Source organism: Escherichia sp. E.sYA108 (genome assembly GCF_011754335.1).
Taxonomy (GTDB): domain Bacteria; phylum Pseudomonadota; class Gammaproteobacteria; order Enterobacterales; family Enterobacteriaceae; genus Escherichia; species Escherichia coli.
Genome location: NZ_JAAQVZ010000001.1, coordinates 3,759,930 through 3,775,685, shown reverse-complemented (window position 1 = coordinate 3,775,685; position 15,756 = coordinate 3,759,930). Strand labels below are relative to the sequence as shown.

Below are 15,756 nucleotides of genomic sequence, written 5' to 3'. Positions count from 1 at the left end.
CGACACTACTCGTAATAATTATAAATCCCTGCCGCCATCACCAGTTGTGATGCCACTTCATGGGCTTTCTCGCGCCCAACCAGCAGGTCGATAATTTTCAGACCAAAGTCGATAGCTGTACCTGGCCCCTGGCTGGTCAGCAATTTTACCCGTGCATCCCAGACGACGCGCTTGTCCTGCCATTGTTCGGCGGGTATTTTGTCTTTCAGCGTCGGGAAGCCGGTCATATTGCCAATCGGGAAGATATCGTGCGGGACCAGCACGGTGGCTGGCGCGGCGCAAATAGCCGCGACGATACGCCCGGAACGGTGGAACTGTTTAACGGTTTCAACCAGCAGGGTGCTATCGCGAAAACACTCTGCGCCTTTGATGCCACCAGGCAGCACAATCACGTCATATTCGCCATCAGCCACTTCAACCAGCGGCGCATCCGCCAGCAGCTTCACGCCGCGCGAGCAGGTAATCGCCAGGTTACCATCGCTGGCGACGCTGGCAGTGGTGACTTTGATACCGCCGCGAACCAGCAGATCGATAGTGGTGACGGCTTCAGTCTCTTCACTACCAGGGGCGAGGCAAACCAGTGCCGATGCGCTCATATTCACTCTCCTTTCTTTTTACCATTTCAAACAGGCGGGTGTTTTCCGGTACGGCAATCCCATGCGCGCGGGCGCGGCGTAAGAGAAAACCATTGATATAGTCGATTTCGGTGTGGCGCAGCGCGCGGATATCCTGCAACATCGACGAGATATTTTCCGCTGTTGCATCAATCACCTGCATCACGTAATCACGCAAATCTTCTGCTGAAGTATGATGCCCTTCGCGTTCGATCACTGCCGCGACTTCTTCGCATATCTGTATAATTTCTTGCGGATGATGACGTAATTCACCATTCGGGCAATTCCAGGTGGCGGTCAGTGGATTAATCACACAGTTGACTGCCAGCTTGCGCCACAGCTCGGCGAGAATATTGTTATGCCAGGCAACGTCAGGCAATACGGTTTGCAAAATATCCGCCAGATAACTGTAATCGCCGTCCTGTTGCCGTGCCGGACCAATATGCGTGATACCGTTTGCCACATGAATAATGACATTGCCGTCGCGGCGGGCGGCATGGGTGGTGGTGCCCATCAGTAATGGCTGCTGAATGTTTTGCAACTCTTCGATGGTGCCCATGCCGTTGTGAATTAACAGTATTGGCGTGGTTACAGGCAGTGTGGACGCGAGGCTTTTGACGGCATCGGAAACCTGCCATGCTTTCAGCGTCACCAGGAGCAGATCGCTGGTGGCGAGAAAATCGGGATCGTTGGCGGTCAGCGATTCGTTAAATATCGAACCATCTGTCTCAACCAGATTCACACTACAATAAGGTTGCGGTACGCGCAGCCAGCCCTGAACGTCGTGACCCTGTTTACAAAGTGCTGTAAGCCATAATTGCCCTAAGGCACCGCATCCCAATACGGTAATTTTCATTGTTCCTCCTCACCCGCAACCACTCCGGGTGTTCAATAAGGCTATCCCTTAATTGTGCATGCTGTTGCGACTATGCACAATTAAGGGATACGTCCTGGTGCAGGACTGTTGGTTATTTAACTTTGCAGGTATTATGCTTCGCATCAAAAATGAAGGGAGAGGAAAAGATGCCATCTTTCGATATTGTCTCTGAAGTTGATCTTCAGGAAGCACGTAACGCGGTCGATAACGCGAGCCGCGAAGTGGAGTCCCGTTTTGACTTCCGTAACGTTGAAGCCTCATTTGAGCTGAATGACGCCAGCAAAACCATCAAAGTGTTGAGCGAGTCCGACTTCCAGGTCAATCAGTTGCTGGATATTCTGCGTGCCAAGTTGCTGAAGCGCGGCATTGAAGGCAGTTCACTGGATGTACCGGAAAATATCGTTCATAGCGGTAAAACCTGGTTTGTGGAAGCGAAACTGAAACAGGGCATTGAGAGCGCGACTCAGAAGAAAATCGTCAAAATGATCAAAGACAGCAAACTGAAAGTGCAGGCGCAAATTCAGGGCGATGAGATCCGCGTAACGGGTAAATCTCGTGATGATTTACAGGCTGTCATGGCGATGGTACGTGGTGGCGATCTCGGTCAGCCGTTCCAGTTCAAAAACTTCCGCGATTAATCGCGACAACCTGCGCTTTGTTCATGTCAGATGCGGCATGAACGCCTGATTCGGCCTACAAAGGTTTGTAACTCAGGAACTTAGTAGGCCTGATAAGCGTAGCGCAGCAGGCAATTTCGCCTCGCTTTTATGCCTGGCGAATTGCCTGTTCAACCTCAAAGCGATTCGTCACTTTGCTGTCGATTTTCACATAAGCTGAATGTTCTTCTTCTGCAATCAACACTTCTTTGATGCCTTCAGTTTCCAGCAAACGCACTTTTAACGCCTCGTTTGCGGCAATGTTCGCCGGGATTTCAATGCGCAAGCTGCTGACATACGGCGGTTCTTTCATGGTACTGGCGACTGCCAGCCACACTGCGGCCAGCATTGCGCCAGCGAGAAATACGCCCTGACCGTCAAACATGCCGTCAATCCAGCCGCCCAGCGAACCGCCAATCGCCACGCCAAGAAACTGGCTGGTGGAGTAAACACCCATCGCCGTACCTTTGTAACCTGCTGGCGACTCTTTACTGATAAGTGAAGGCAGAAGGGCTTCCATCAAATTAAACGCCACAAAGAAAAGCTGCACGCCGACCACCAGTTGCCAGAACTGCGTTTGTGCGTTCCACAACACAATTTCCGCAACCACGATCAACCCGACGCAGAAGACAAAGACTTGCTTCATTTTGCGCTTAACTTCAGCGTAGATAATGAAAGGCACGACCGAGCCAAAGGCGATTAACATCGTTGCCAGGTAGACCTTCCAGTGTTCAGCCGCCGGTAACCCCGCATCAGCCATCTGTCCGGGCAGGGCAACAAAGGTCGACATCAGCAAAATATGCAGACACATAATGCCAAAGTTGAGTTTCAGCAGCCGCGGTTCCGCCAGCACTTTACTGAAACTGCCTTTCACCATTCCGGACTCACGATTAAGTACGTGAGTGCTACTGTTGGGCACAACCCAAATGGTCAACGCAATGCCGGTTGTTGCCAGAATAGCGATCATCCAGAACAGCGCGTGCAGCCCAAGTTTGTGAGTGATGATCGGGCCAAGCACCATCGCAATGGCAAAGGTAATGCCAAAGCTCACGCCGATAAACGCCATCGCTTTGGTGCGGTTTTGTTCGCGCGTGAGATCGGAAAGCAGCGCCATAACGGCAGCGGCAATCGCACCGGAGCCTTGTAGCGCCCGACCCAGAATAATTCCCCAGATGGAGTCAGAGAGCGCAGCGATAACGCTACCGGCGGCAAACACCGCCAGCCCACCGACAATTAATGGTTTGCGACCAATGCGGTCTGAAAGCAGGCCAAACGGAATCTGAAAAACGGCCTGAGTCAGACCATAAATACCAATGGCAATACCGATTAATGCTTCGCTGGCACCTTGCAGAGCCATGCCGTACGTGGTCAGAACCGGCAGAACCATGAACATGCCCAGCATGCGCAACGAGAAAACGGTGCCTAAACCCCAGGTCGCGCGCCGCTCACCTGACGTCATTTTATAATCGTTCATTACCACCTCTGTTTTAAATCCGCGACTAGTGTAAAGCGGCAAACGAATGGGGTAAACATGCGGATTTTTTAGTAAATATTTCGAGAGGGATATGATTCTAATGCTAAGAAAAAAGGTGCCGTAGCACCTTTTTAACTGAGAGGTTGTGTTACCACACAGCAGCCAGCAGCGTATGCGAGTCCGGCACCATAAAATCAACGGACATCATCACCGAGAGGGCAGTGATGGCGATGATAGAGAAACCGAACAGCTTGCGTGCCCAGATTCTGTCATCAGCAACTTTATAGCCGCGCAGAGCCATGCCTAACCACCAGACGCTCACCGCAGCGGCGACCACCAGATATTTATACCCAGCGTAGCCGCCAAGAGAGAGCATCAGCGTGGCAACGGCAAAGGCGATGATATACAGCGTGATGTGATTCTTCGCCACCGAAATGCCTTTCACCACCGGCAGTACCGGAATGTTTGCTGCCTGATAATCCTTAAAGCGGAAAATGGCTATGGCATAAGAGTGAGGCATCTGCCACAGGCTGAAGATAGCCAGCAGGATCGCTGCGCCGCTATCGAACTCGCCGGTTACCGCACAGTAACCGATCACCGGAGGCGCAGCGCCGGAGAGCGAACCAATCAAGGTGCCGTAGACAGAATGACGTTTCATGTACAGGCTATAAACGCCGACATAAACCACAAAGCCCATCACCCCCAGCCAGCAGGCCAGCGGATTCGCGCCAAACCACAGCAGCATAAAGCCAGCAATACCCAGCAAGGTGGCGTACACCAGCGAGACAGCAGGAGAGATCAGGCCTTTAACCAGCACCCGATTCTTCGTCCTTTCCATCTTTCTGTCGATATCCCTGTCGATGTAGTTGTTAAACACACAACCCGACGCCACAACCAGTGACACCCCAACCAGCGTGTAGATAAACAGGGGATAATCAATGCTGCCCTTTGAGGCCAACAGGAATCCCCCAATCACCGAGATCAGGTTGCCAAAGATGATGCCTGGTTTCGTTACTTGCAGGTATTGCTTAAACATCATAACCGCCGCTCTTAGTGCATCATCATGTTGTAGTTGAGGTTCCACATAATCCAAATGGAGCCCACAACCAGGATGGCGATGATTAGCACGGTGAAGACAAATGCCGTCATATTCCAGCCTTCATCTGATTTGGTATTCATGTGCAGGAAGCACACCAGATGCACCAGAATCTGTACCACTGCCATTGCCAGGATTGTTCCCAGAATTACGGCCGGAGAGGCAGCCCCTGTCATCACCATCCAGAACGGAATCACCGTCAGAATGATCGACAGGATAAAGCCTGTCATGTAGGTTTTTACGCTGCCATGGGACGCGCCGCCGCTCACGTTAGAATGACTCATTACATCGCCCCCATCAGATAAACAACAGTGAACACACAGATCCAAACCACATCCAGGAAGTGCCAGAACAGGCTCAGACACATGATGCGGGTACGGTTAGTGCTGGTCAGGCCGCGACGGGCGATTTGCACCATCAGCACCGCCATCCAGATAAGACCGGAAGTGACGTGCAGACCGTGCGTGCCGACCAACGCAAAGAACGCTGACAGGAAGCCGCTGCGATCCGGACCCATGCCGTTAACAATCAGGTGATGGAATTCATAGATTTCCATCCCGATAAATCCGGCACCAAACAACCATGTCAACGCCAGCCAGGAGATCACCTGGCTTTTGTTGTTTTTGTACATGGCGATAGCCGCCATGCCATAGGTGATGGAGCTGAACAACAGCAAGAAAGTTTCAACCAGAACGAACGGCAGTTCGAAAATGTCCTTACCTGTCGGGCCGCCTGCGGTGCCGTTCACCAGAACGGCATAGGTAGCAAACAAGATAGAGAACAGAATGCAGTCGCTCATCAGGTAGATCCAAAATCCGAAAATTTTGGTTCCGCCTGCATCGTGGTGCCCGTGTTCGTGCGCGTGGGCAGTCGCGTGCGTCAAAGTATCAGTTGCCATTTTTCAGCCCTGCCTTAGTAATCTCATCGAAATGCTGGTTTTCCAGTTTTTCGATTTCTGCCACCGGCACGTAGTAATCCACGTCCTCGTCGAAGCTTTTCACGATCCAGGTGATGATCATGCCTGCGAAGCCAACAATCGCCAGCCACCAGATATGCCAGATCATGGCGAAACCGAAGATGGTGGAGAAAGCCGCAATGACGATACCGGCACCGCTGTTTTTTGGCATATGAATTTCTTCATAGTGGTCAGGCTTTTTGTACGCTTCGCCTTTCTCTTTCATTTCCCAGAATGCATCACGTTCGTGAACGTGCGGCACAACGGCAAAGTTATAGAACGGAGGCGGGGAAGAGGTTGCCCACTCCAGCGTACGGCCACCCCACGGGTCGCCAGTCAGGTCACGGTTCTGGTCGCGGTCGCGAATAGAAACGTACATCTGAATAACGAGGCAGAGAATACCCAGCGCAATCAGTACCGCACCGCTGGCTGCAATCATCAGCATGGTGTGGAACTGCGGGTCAATCTGCTGGCTCAAACGACGGGTCATCCCCATAAAGCCCAACGCATACAGCGGCATAAAGGCAACGAAGAAGCCGATGATCCAGAACCAGAACGCGCGTTTACCCCAGGTTTCGTTCAGTTTGAAACCGAACGCTTTAGGCCACCAGTAGGTCATCCCTGCGAAGCAGCCGAAGACCACGCCGCCGATGATCACGTTATGGAAGTGTGCAATCAGGAACAGGCTGTTATGCAGAACGAAGTCTGCGCCAGGTACTGCCAGCAGCACGCCTGTCATACCGCCCACCGAGAAGGTGACGATAAAACCGATGGTCCACAGCATCGCAGAATGGAACACGATGCGGCCCTGATACATGGTGAACAGCCAGTTGAAGATCTTCACCCCGGTTGGGATGGCGATAATCATGGTGGTGATACCAAAGAAGGCGTTTACGTTCGCGCCCGCACCCATCGTAAAGAAGTGGTGCAGCCAAACGATGAACGACAGCACGGTGATACAGACGGTTGCCCATACCAGCGAGGTATAACCAAACAGACGTTTACGCGAGAAAGTTGCCGCAATTTCGGAGAACACACCGAATACAGGCAGGATCAAGATGTAAACTTCCGGGTGGCCCCAGGCCCAAATCAGGTTGATATACATCATCATGTTGCCACCCATATCGTTGGTAAAGAAATGGGTGCCCAGATAGCGATCCAGGGTCAACAACGCGACGGTAACCGTCAGAATTGGGAAGGAAGCAATAATCAGTACGTTTGCGCACAGTGATGCCCAGGTAAATACTGGCATCTTGAACATGGTCATGCCCGGTGCGCGCATCTTCAGAATGGTAACGAAGAAGTTGATACCGGTAAGCGTCGTACCTATACCGGATAGCTGGAGACTCCATATCCAGTAATCGACACCGACTCCCGGACTGTACTCTATTCCCGATAGCGGTGGATAGGCCAGCCAGCCGGTCTGCGCAAATTCGCCCACGCCGAGAGAAACGTTAACCAGAATCACACCAACAACGGTAAACCAGAAGCTTAAGTTGTTGAGGAACGGGAACGCAACGTCACGCGCGCCGATCTGCAGCGGAACCACCAGGTTCATCAGACCGATAACGAAAGGCATCGCCACGAAGAAGATCATAATCACGCCGTGCGCGGTGAAGATCTGATCGTAGTGGTGAGGTGGCAGGAAACCCGCTTCGCCCGCCGAGGCAAGAGCCTGCTGGCTACGCATCATAATGGCGTCAGCAAAACCACGCAGTAACATCACAATCGCCACGATGATATACATGATACCGAGGCGTTTATGGTCGACGGAGGTCAGCCACTCTTTCCACAGGTAGGTCCACTTACCGAAGTAAGTGATCAGGCCAACGAGCGCCAGACCTCCCAAAATAATGCCAGCGATCGTAACCATGACGATAGGTTCATGGAACGGGACTGCATCAAGTGATAATTTTCCGAACATCTTTATTCTTCCTCAACCCCTTTAATGGGCGGATTCCGCGTGGCTCATGTCCATGCCTTCCATACCTTCGTGTGCACTGTGCTCACCTTCTGGCTGGGTCATGTCCATGCTCTTACCGTGAGCCATAAACTTGTTAATCACATCAGCAAACAAGTCTGGTTTCACGTTGGAGAAATATTCCACCTGGTTGTATTCGCTAGGCGCGGCCAGTTTTTCGAACGCTGCCATGTCAGACATGGTGTTCGGCGACTGTTTCGCTTTTGCGACCCATTGGTCGAATGCGGCGCGATCCGGTGTTGCAATAGCTTTGAACTTCATGCCTGAGAAGCCCGGGCCGCTGTAGCTGGCGGAGATACCGTCATAAGTACCGGGTTCGTTGGCGATCAGATGCAGGCGAGTCTGCATACCGGCCATGGCATAAATCTGGCTACCCAGACGCGGAATGAAGAAGGAGTTCATCACGGAGTTGGAGGTCACTTTGAAGTACACCGGAGTGTTCGCCGGGAAAGCGATTTCATTCACGGTAGCAATGCCCTGTTCCGGGTAGATGAAGAACCATTTCCAGTCCATGGAAACCACTTCGATGGTAATGGGCTTCTCGTCGTGTGCCAGCGGCTTGCTAGGCTCAAGAGCGTGAGTGGTTTTCCAGGTCAGTACCGCAAGGAAGATGATGATTAAGATAGGTACCGTCCAGACCACAGCTTCCACTTTATTGGAGTGTGACCAGTTCGGGCTGTACTTAGCATCTTTATTGCTCGCACGGTACTTCCAGGCGAAACCAACAGCCATCAAGATTGCGGGAATAACGACAATCAACATCAGGCCAAATGCCGTCAGTATCAGTGAACGTTGCTCCAGACCAATCTGTCCTTTGGGATCTAACAGCGCAGAATTACAGCCACTGAGCAATACAGTGCCTGCAAATAATGACAACCATCCCAAACTTTTATTGTATTTCCTGAGTCTCATTTAACGACCTCAATTCCACGGGATCTGGTGGCGTTTAAAGTGTGTGGGCATTTTACGGGAAGGTTACATTACTGTAAACATGATTAAATTCCTGTTACTTGGATTTGGCTGTCAGGTCACATATGTTGCAAAACATATCAAGTTGATTTTAAGAAGCTGTTGCAAAAGGGCGTTATAACGAAAGGGGAGTGCAGAAGGAGTTTGGGCGGGCAATTGGTATAATCAATATAAAATAAAACAATTATTTAACAAATAATTATCATTGAGGTGACAACTGGGTGGTGAGAAAATAAGGACTCATTAGCTGAATCGTGTAAGAAAAATAGAATTCATAAATTGCGTCAATAATTTCCAAACGCTAAGCCGCACAAAAGAACAAATATTAATAAGCGATGCTGATGTTTATTTAGCCGTAATAATTACGGCGAGTGATTACTACAGCTAAATAATATTACAGATTACATCAGATGTGTTTTTCGTAGCGCCAGATAATCCAGCAAACCACCAAGCACAACGCCAGAAAGGGCGACTAAAACCCCGACTTCCAGCAGCGCAGGCAGGAAAGAGAAGTGCGTCAAATCCAGCGCGTCCATTGTCAACAGCAGTAACCACACGGCCAACAGGCTGATGCCCGCCGCCAGTGTCCACATGGCAAAGGCATAACCTGCAGGATATTCGGTACGGGAGATAAAGTTGTCATTTACTCGTGTATATTCAAGCGTCTGGCGGCAAACCAGCAGCAAAATAAGCCCTGGTACGGCAGCGGCGACGGAGAATAGATAGAATGTCGACCAGCCGTGTGCTTCAACAAACCAACCCGCCACGGGGCCGACATAAACTCGCCCTACAGCAGAAAGCGCTGAGAGCAGGGCAAATTGAGTAGCGGAAAATGACTTATTACACAGCGTCATTAACAGCGCGACAAAGGCTGATGTACCCATCCCGCCACAGAGGTTTTCGAAAAAGACGGCTGCACCCATGCTGTAGAGATGCTTATCAGTAATCGACAGCAGCCAGTAACCGGCGTTAGATGCACCTTGTAAAATGCCGAAAATCAGCAGTGCACGGAACAGCGACAGGCGCTGCATCAAAATCCCACCGTACAATGCGCCAACAATGGTCGCCAGTAAGCCAAGCGTTTTGTTAACCACGCCTACTTCACCCGCATCAAACCCGACGCCGCGAATCAAAAACGTGGTTGTCAGGCTCATAGCGAATGCGTCGCCCAGCTTATACAGCACGATAAGAAGCAAAATAAGCCAGGCATTATTGCGACCAAAGAAATCTCGCAGAGGTGCAACAACCGCTTGTTCCAGCGTTTTGGGCACAGGAATGGTGTCGGTGGGTTCTGGTGCAAGCAACGTCGCGATAATACAGGGGATCAACAGCGCCGCCATCAACCAGTACATGCCCTGCCAGCCCAGCCATTTATCTGCCAGCCACAGGGCTAAGCCGCCGGAAACCAGCATCCCTAAACGGTAACCCAGCACGCTGATTGCCGCGCCCGCACCACGTTCTTCTGCCGGGAGCACATCGGTTTTCCACGCATCGAAGACAATATCCTGGGAGGCAGAGCAAAAAGCGATCACCACCGCCAGTGCCGCCATCCAGCGGAGCTGGGTGCCTGGTTCGAGAAAACCCATCGCCGCAATGGCGACTAATAACAGAATTTGCGTGGCGAGCAGCCAACCGCGCCGCCGCCCGAAAAATGGGGGCGTGTAGCGGTCCATCAGTGGTGACCAGAGGAATTTAAAAACGTAAGCCTGGCCTACCAGAGAGAAGAAACCAATGGTTTTGAGATCGATATTCTCGACCGTCATCCAGGCCTGTAAGGTGCCGGACGTCAGGGCGAGCGGTAGCCCGGAAGCAAAACCCAGGATCAGCAATATGGCTGAACGCGGCTGTTGAAAAATACGTAAATATTGACTGGACATGGGTGTCTACAGGCCCGGCTTGCACCGGGCCAGAGGGCAGAAATTAACGCGCGTTCTGCTTGATGAATTCGTGGATGCTGGTGTCCTGAGACATATCAGCGATGGTATCGGTCAGCACACTGTTAACCGCATCGGCGATATTTTTGTTGGAGGCCTGGAATGCACCTTCAACGTTGTAGCTGGCACGATAGTTTTTGGTCATTTTGTTGCCATTCTGCGCGGTAGCGATGATGGCGATATCCGCTTTGGTCGCGATGTTGTAGCGCACGTTGCCCTGGGACACGTCAGCATACAGTTGGCTAACGATGATTTGCAGATTAACCGGGCCATTCGGACCAACCATGTATCCACGGGCGGTCATCTGTTTTTCCAGCACTTCTTGCAGCAGGAAACGCAGATCGCGGGAGGCGGTCAGGGTAACGATTTGATTATCGCGGGTGACTTTTGCCAGCGCCTGATCGGTACGCTGATCGGCACCATTAATGCTTACGGTGACGCCCATCAGGCTTGGATCCTGCTGTGGCAGTGTAATCGTCGGGGAAACTTCGATAGTTGTTGGCGGTTTTGCGCATCCTGCAAGCATAAACAGAGCAACTAACGGGAAGAGGATTTTTTTGAACATGTTCGGGCTCTCAGAGACTCTTAAGCGTGTTTGGTAAAAATTCCCGCCATCATAACATTGCCAACGGCGAGGGGAAGTGGGTAAGGCATGTAAATTCATCATGTTGACGAAATAATCGCCCCTGGTAAAAGAAACGCTGATGCGAGGCCTGTGTTTCAATCTTTAAATCAGTAAACTTCATACGCTTGACGGAAAAACCAGGACGAAACCTAAATATTTGTTGTTAAGCTGCAATGGAAACGGTAAAAGCGGCTAGTATTTAAAGGGATGGATGACATCTCAGCGTTGTCGGAGGAGATATTTCATGATGATACGTGAGCGGATAGAAGAAAAATTAAGGGCGGCGTTCCAACCCGTATTCCTCGAAGTAGTGGATGAAAGCTATCGTCACAATGTCCCAGCCGGCTCTGAAAGCCATTTTAAAGTTGTGCTGGTCAGCGATCGTTTTACGGGTGAACGTTTTCTGAATCGTCATCGAATGATTTACAGTACTTTAGCGGAGGAACTCTCTACTACCGTTCATGCGCTGGCTCTGCATACTTACACTATTAAGGAGTGGGAAGGGTTGCAGGACACCGTCTTTGCCTCTCCTCCCTGTCGTGGAGCAGGAAGCATCGCGTAAAAACGCATTTGCAACTGTCGGCGCTTTTCCAGTATGTTGCTAAAGATTTTATGAAAAACGGCCTGCGGGCCGTTTTGTTTTGTCTGGATTTTGCGCTTTTTGCCCAGCATTCAGACGAAAATCGCCCGGGAATTGTGAAAAAATACGCGACAGCGCGCAATAACCGTTCTCGACTCATAAAAGTGATGCCGCTATAATGCCGCGTCCTATTTGAATGCTTTCGGGATGATTCTGGTAACAGGGAATGTGATTGATTATAAGAACATCCCGGTTCCGCGAAGCCAACAACCTGTGCTTGCGGGGTAAGAGTTGACCGAGCACTGTGATTTTTTGAGGTAACAAGATGCAAGTTTCAGTTGAAACCACTCAAGGCCTTGGCCGCCGTGTAACGATTACTATCGCTGCTGACAGCATCGAGACCGCTGTTAAAAGCGAGCTGGTCAACGTTGCGAAAAAAGTACGTATTGACGGCTTCCGCAAAGGCAAAGTGCCAATGAATATCGTTGCTCAGCGTTATGGCGCGTCTGTACGCCAGGACGTCCTGGGCGACCTGATGAGCCGTAACTTCATTGACGCCATCATTAAAGAAAAAATCAATCCGGCTGGCGCACCGACCTATGTTCCGGGCGAATACAAGCTGGGTGAAGACTTCACCTACTCTGTAGAGTTTGAAGTTTATCCGGAAGTTGAACTGCAGGGTCTGGAAGCGATCGAAGTTGAAAAACCGATCGTTGAAGTGACCGACGCTGACGTTGACGGCATGCTGGATACTCTGCGTAAACAGCAGGCAACCTGGAAAGAAAAAGACGGCGCTGTTGAAGCAGAAGACCGTGTGACCATCGACTTCACCGGTTCTGTTGACGGCGAAGAGTTCGAAGGCGGTAAAGCGTCTGATTTCGTACTGGCGATGGGTCAGGGTCGTATGATCCCGGGCTTTGAAGACGGTATCAAAGGCCACAAAGCTGGCGAAGAGTTCACCATCGACGTGACCTTCCCGGAAGAGTACCACGCAGAAAACCTGAAAGGTAAAGCAGCGAAATTCGCTATCAACCTGAAGAAAGTTGAAGAGCGTGAACTGCCGGAACTGACTGAAGAATTCATCAAACGTTTCGGCGTTGAAGATGGTTCCGTAGAAGGTCTGCGCGCTGAAGTGCGTAAAAACATGGAGCGCGAGCTGAAGAGCGCCATCCGTAACCGCGTTAAGTCTCAGGCGATCGAAGGTCTGGTAAAAGCTAACGACATCGACGTACCGGCTGCGCTGATCGACAGCGAAATCGACGTTCTGCGTCGCCAGGCTGCACAGCGTTTCGGTGGCAACGAAAAACAAGCTCTGGAACTGCCGCGCGAACTGTTCGAAGAACAGGCTAAACGCCGCGTAGTTGTTGGCCTGCTGCTGGGCGAAGTTATCCGCACCAACGAGCTGAAAGCTGACGAAGAGCGCGTGAAAGGCCTGATCGAAGAGATGGCTTCTGCGTACGAAGATCCGAAAGAAGTTATCGAGTTCTACAGCAAAAACAAAGAACTGATGGACAACATGCGCAATGTTGCTCTGGAAGAACAGGCTGTTGAAGCTGTACTGGCGAAAGCGAAAGTGACTGAAAAAGAAACCACTTTCAACGAGCTGATGAACCAGCAGGCGTAATTTACGTAGCATAACGCGCTAAATTCGCACAAAGGCCCGTCACCGCCAGGTGGTGGGCTTTTTTTTGTCATGAATTTTGCATGGAACCGTGCGAAAAGCCTCTTTCGGTGTTAGCGTAACAACAAAAGATTGTTATGCTTGAAATATGGTGATGCCGTACCCATAACACAGGGACTAGCTGATAATCCGTCCATAAGGTTACAATCGGTACAGCAGGTTTTTTCAATTTTATCCAGGAGACGGAAATGTCATACAGCGGCGAACGAGATAACTTTGCACCCCATATGGCGCTGGTGCCGATGGTCATTGAACAGACCTCACGAGGTGAGCGCTCTTTTGATATCTATTCTCGTCTACTTAAGGAACGCGTCATTTTTCTGACTGGCCAGGTTGAAGATCACATGGCTAACCTGATTGTGGCGCAGATGCTGTTCCTGGAAGCAGAAAACCCAGAAAAAGATATCTATCTGTACATTAACTCTCCAGGCGGGGTGATTACTGCCGGGATGTCTATCTATGACACCATGCAGTTTATCAAGCCTGATGTCAGCACCATCTGTATGGGCCAGGCGGCCTCGATGGGTGCTTTCTTGCTGACTGCAGGGGCAAAAGGTAAACGTTTCTGCCTGCCGAATTCGCGCGTGATGATTCACCAGCCGTTGGGCGGCTACCAGGGCCAGGCGACCGATATCGAAATTCATGCCCGTGAAATTCTGAAAGTTAAAGGGCGCATGAATGAACTTATGGCGCTTCATACGGGTCAATCATTAGAACAGATTGAACGTGATACCGAGCGCGATCGCTTCCTTTCTGCCCCTGAAGCGGTGGAATACGGTCTGGTCGATTCGATTCTGACCCATCGTAATTGATGCCAGAGGCGCAACTGTGCCGCTATACTTATCCAGGGCGGCACAACGCTGTAAGCGGCTTGCGCCTGAGAATGGCATTTGCGTCGTCGTGTGCGGCACAAAGAACAAAGAAGAGGTTTTGACCCATGACAGATAAACGCAAAGATGGCTCAGGCAAATTGCTGTATTGCTCTTTTTGCGGCAAAAGCCAGCATGAAGTGCGCAAGCTGATTGCCGGTCCATCCGTGTATATCTGCGACGAATGTGTTGATTTATGTAACGACATCATTCGCGAAGAGATTAAAGAAGTTGCACCGCATCGTGAACGCAGTGCGCTACCGACGCCGCATGAAATTCGCAACCACCTGGACGATTACGTTATCGGTCAGGAACAGGCGAAAAAAGTGCTGGCGGTCGCGGTATACAACCACTACAAACGTCTGCGCAACGGAGATACCAGCAATGGCGTCGAGTTGGGCAAAAGTAACATTCTGCTGATCGGTCCGACCGGTTCCGGTAAAACGCTGCTGGCCGAAACGCTGGCGCGCCTGCTGGACGTTCCGTTCACCATGGCTGACGCAACCACGCTGACCGAAGCCGGTTATGTGGGCGAAGACGTTGAAAACATCATTCAGAAGCTGTTGCAGAAGTGCGATTACGACGTACAGAAAGCGCAGCGCGGGATTGTCTACATCGATGAAATTGACAAGATTTCTCGTAAGTCAGACAACCCGTCCATTACCCGAGACGTTTCCGGTGAAGGCGTACAGCAGGCACTGTTGAAACTGATCGAAGGTACGGTAGCTGCTGTTCCGCCGCAAGGTGGGCGTAAACATCCGCAACAGGAATTCTTGCAGGTTGATACCTCTAAGATCCTGTTTATCTGTGGCGGTGCGTTTGCCGGTCTGGATAAAGTGATTTCCCATCGTGTAGAAACCGGTTCCGGCATTGGTTTTGGCGCGACGGTAAAAGCGAAGTCCGACAAAGCAAGCGAAGGCGAGCTGCTGGCGCAGGTTGAACCGGAAGATCTGATCAAGTTTGGTCTGATCCCTGAGTTCATTGGTCGTCTGCCGGTTGTCGCAACGTTGAATGAACTGAGCGAAGAAGCTCTGATTCAGATCCTCAAAGAGCCGAAAAACGCCCTGACCAAGCAGTATCAGGCGCTGTTTAATCTGGAAGGCGTGGATCTGGAATTCCGTGACGAGGCGCTGGATGCTATCGCTAAGAAAGCGATGGCGCGTAAAACCGGTGCCCGTGGTCTGCGTTCCATCGTAGAAGCCGCACTGCTCGATACCATGTACGATCTGCCGTCCATGGAAGATGTCGAAAAAGTGGTTATCGACGAGTCGGTAATTGATGGTCAAAGCAAACCGTTGCTGATTTATGGTAAGCCGGAAGCGCAACAGGCATCTGGTGAATAATTAACCATTCCCATACAATTAGTTAACCAAAAAGGGGGGATTTTATCTCCCCTTTAATTTTTCCTCTATTCTCGGCGTTGAATGTGGGGGAAACATCCCCAT

General features: G+C 51.0%; 15 protein-coding genes. 5 read left to right on the top strand and 10 right to left on the bottom strand.

Annotated elements, in window-relative coordinates; translation table 11 throughout:
* Positions 1–5 precede the first annotated feature (5 nt).
* Entirely contained in the window at positions 6–596 is a 591-nt protein-coding gene (gene yajL / locus HBM92_RS18165; RefSeq protein ID WP_001276309.1) for a protein deglycase YajL, read from the bottom strand.
* Positions 559–1,470 carry a 2-dehydropantoate 2-reductase gene (gene panE, locus HBM92_RS18160; protein WP_000705832.1) on the bottom strand — a complete coding sequence of 304 codons (912 nt, stop codon included), beginning with the start codon at positions 1,468–1,470 and terminating at the stop codon, positions 559–561. Before panE ends, yajL begins: the two co-directional genes overlap by 38 nt.
* A gap of 167 nt (positions 1,471–1,637) precedes the next feature.
* Here panE and yajQ point away from each other — a divergent pair, with 167 nt between their 5' ends.
* Entirely contained in the window at positions 1,638–2,129 is a 492-nt protein-coding gene (gene yajQ, locus HBM92_RS18155) for a nucleotide binding protein YajQ (RefSeq protein WP_001138904.1), read from the top strand.
* Positions 2,130–2,256: 127 nt separating this feature from the next.
* On the opposite strand, the gene HBM92_RS18150 is transcribed toward yajQ, so the two are convergent.
* From HBM92_RS18150 to HBM92_RS18115, 8 genes are all read right to left on the bottom strand, one after another.
* The gene (locus HBM92_RS18150) at positions 2,257–3,621 is read right to left on the bottom strand and encodes an MFS transporter (RefSeq protein WP_001001001.1); all 1,365 of its coding nucleotides are present in this window, start codon (positions 3,619–3,621) and stop codon (positions 2,257–2,259) included.
* 148 nt (positions 3,622–3,769) lie between these two features.
* Complete coding sequence (cyoE, locus tag HBM92_RS18145; RefSeq protein WP_000971336.1) at positions 3,770–4,660, bottom strand: heme o synthase; 891 nt, start codon at positions 4,658–4,660, stop codon at positions 3,770–3,772.
* Positions 4,661–4,671: 11 nt separating this feature from the next.
* The gene (locus HBM92_RS18140) at positions 4,672–5,001 is read right to left on the bottom strand and encodes a cytochrome o ubiquinol oxidase subunit IV (protein ID WP_000019802.1); all 330 of its coding nucleotides are present in this window, start codon (positions 4,999–5,001) and stop codon (positions 4,672–4,674) included.
* Positions 5,001–5,615 carry a cytochrome o ubiquinol oxidase subunit III gene (locus HBM92_RS18135; RefSeq protein WP_000179819.1) on the bottom strand — a complete coding sequence of 205 codons (615 nt, stop codon included), beginning with the start codon at positions 5,613–5,615 and terminating at the stop codon, positions 5,001–5,003. The genes HBM92_RS18140 and HBM92_RS18135 overlap by 1 nt, the downstream gene beginning before the upstream one ends.
* Positions 5,605–7,596, bottom strand: coding sequence for a cytochrome o ubiquinol oxidase subunit I (gene cyoB, locus HBM92_RS18130; RefSeq protein WP_000467180.1), 1,992 nt, complete (start codon positions 7,594–7,596; stop codon positions 5,605–5,607). Before cyoB ends, HBM92_RS18135 begins: the two co-directional genes overlap by 11 nt.
* A gap of 21 nt (positions 7,597–7,617) precedes the next feature.
* The gene (gene cyoA, locus HBM92_RS18125; RefSeq protein WP_001239436.1) at positions 7,618–8,565 is read right to left on the bottom strand and encodes a cytochrome o ubiquinol oxidase subunit II; all 948 of its coding nucleotides are present in this window, start codon (positions 8,563–8,565) and stop codon (positions 7,618–7,620) included.
* 458 nt (positions 8,566–9,023) lie between these two features.
* Positions 9,024–10,499, bottom strand: coding sequence for a muropeptide MFS transporter AmpG (gene ampG, locus HBM92_RS18120; protein ID WP_000098433.1), 1,476 nt, complete (start codon positions 10,497–10,499; stop codon positions 9,024–9,026).
* A 43-nt stretch (positions 10,500–10,542) separates the two neighbouring features.
* Positions 10,543–11,121, bottom strand: coding sequence for a lipoprotein (locus tag HBM92_RS18115; protein ID WP_001295326.1), 579 nt, complete (start codon positions 11,119–11,121; stop codon positions 10,543–10,545).
* Between the two features lie 304 nt (positions 11,122–11,425).
* Between HBM92_RS18115 and bolA the strand changes: the two genes are divergently transcribed.
* The 4 genes from bolA to clpX all read left to right on the top strand — a co-directional run bounded on the left by bolA (position 11,426) and on the right by clpX (position 15,654).
* Complete coding sequence (gene bolA / locus HBM92_RS18110; RefSeq protein WP_000973448.1) at positions 11,426–11,743, top strand: transcriptional regulator BolA; 318 nt, start codon at positions 11,426–11,428, stop codon at positions 11,741–11,743.
* Between the two features lie 343 nt (positions 11,744–12,086).
* Positions 12,087–13,385, top strand: coding sequence for a trigger factor (tig, locus tag HBM92_RS18105; RefSeq protein ID WP_001198388.1), 1,299 nt, complete (start codon positions 12,087–12,089; stop codon positions 13,383–13,385).
* Positions 13,386–13,630: 245 nt separating this feature from the next.
* Entirely contained in the window at positions 13,631–14,254 is a 624-nt protein-coding gene (gene clpP, locus HBM92_RS18100) for an ATP-dependent Clp endopeptidase proteolytic subunit ClpP (RefSeq protein ID WP_000122253.1), read from the top strand.
* A gap of 125 nt (positions 14,255–14,379) precedes the next feature.
* The gene (clpX, locus tag HBM92_RS18095) at positions 14,380–15,654 is read left to right on the top strand and encodes an ATP-dependent protease ATP-binding subunit ClpX (RefSeq protein ID WP_000130305.1); all 1,275 of its coding nucleotides are present in this window, start codon (positions 14,380–14,382) and stop codon (positions 15,652–15,654) included.
* The last annotated feature ends 102 nt before the right edge of the window (positions 15,655–15,756 follow it).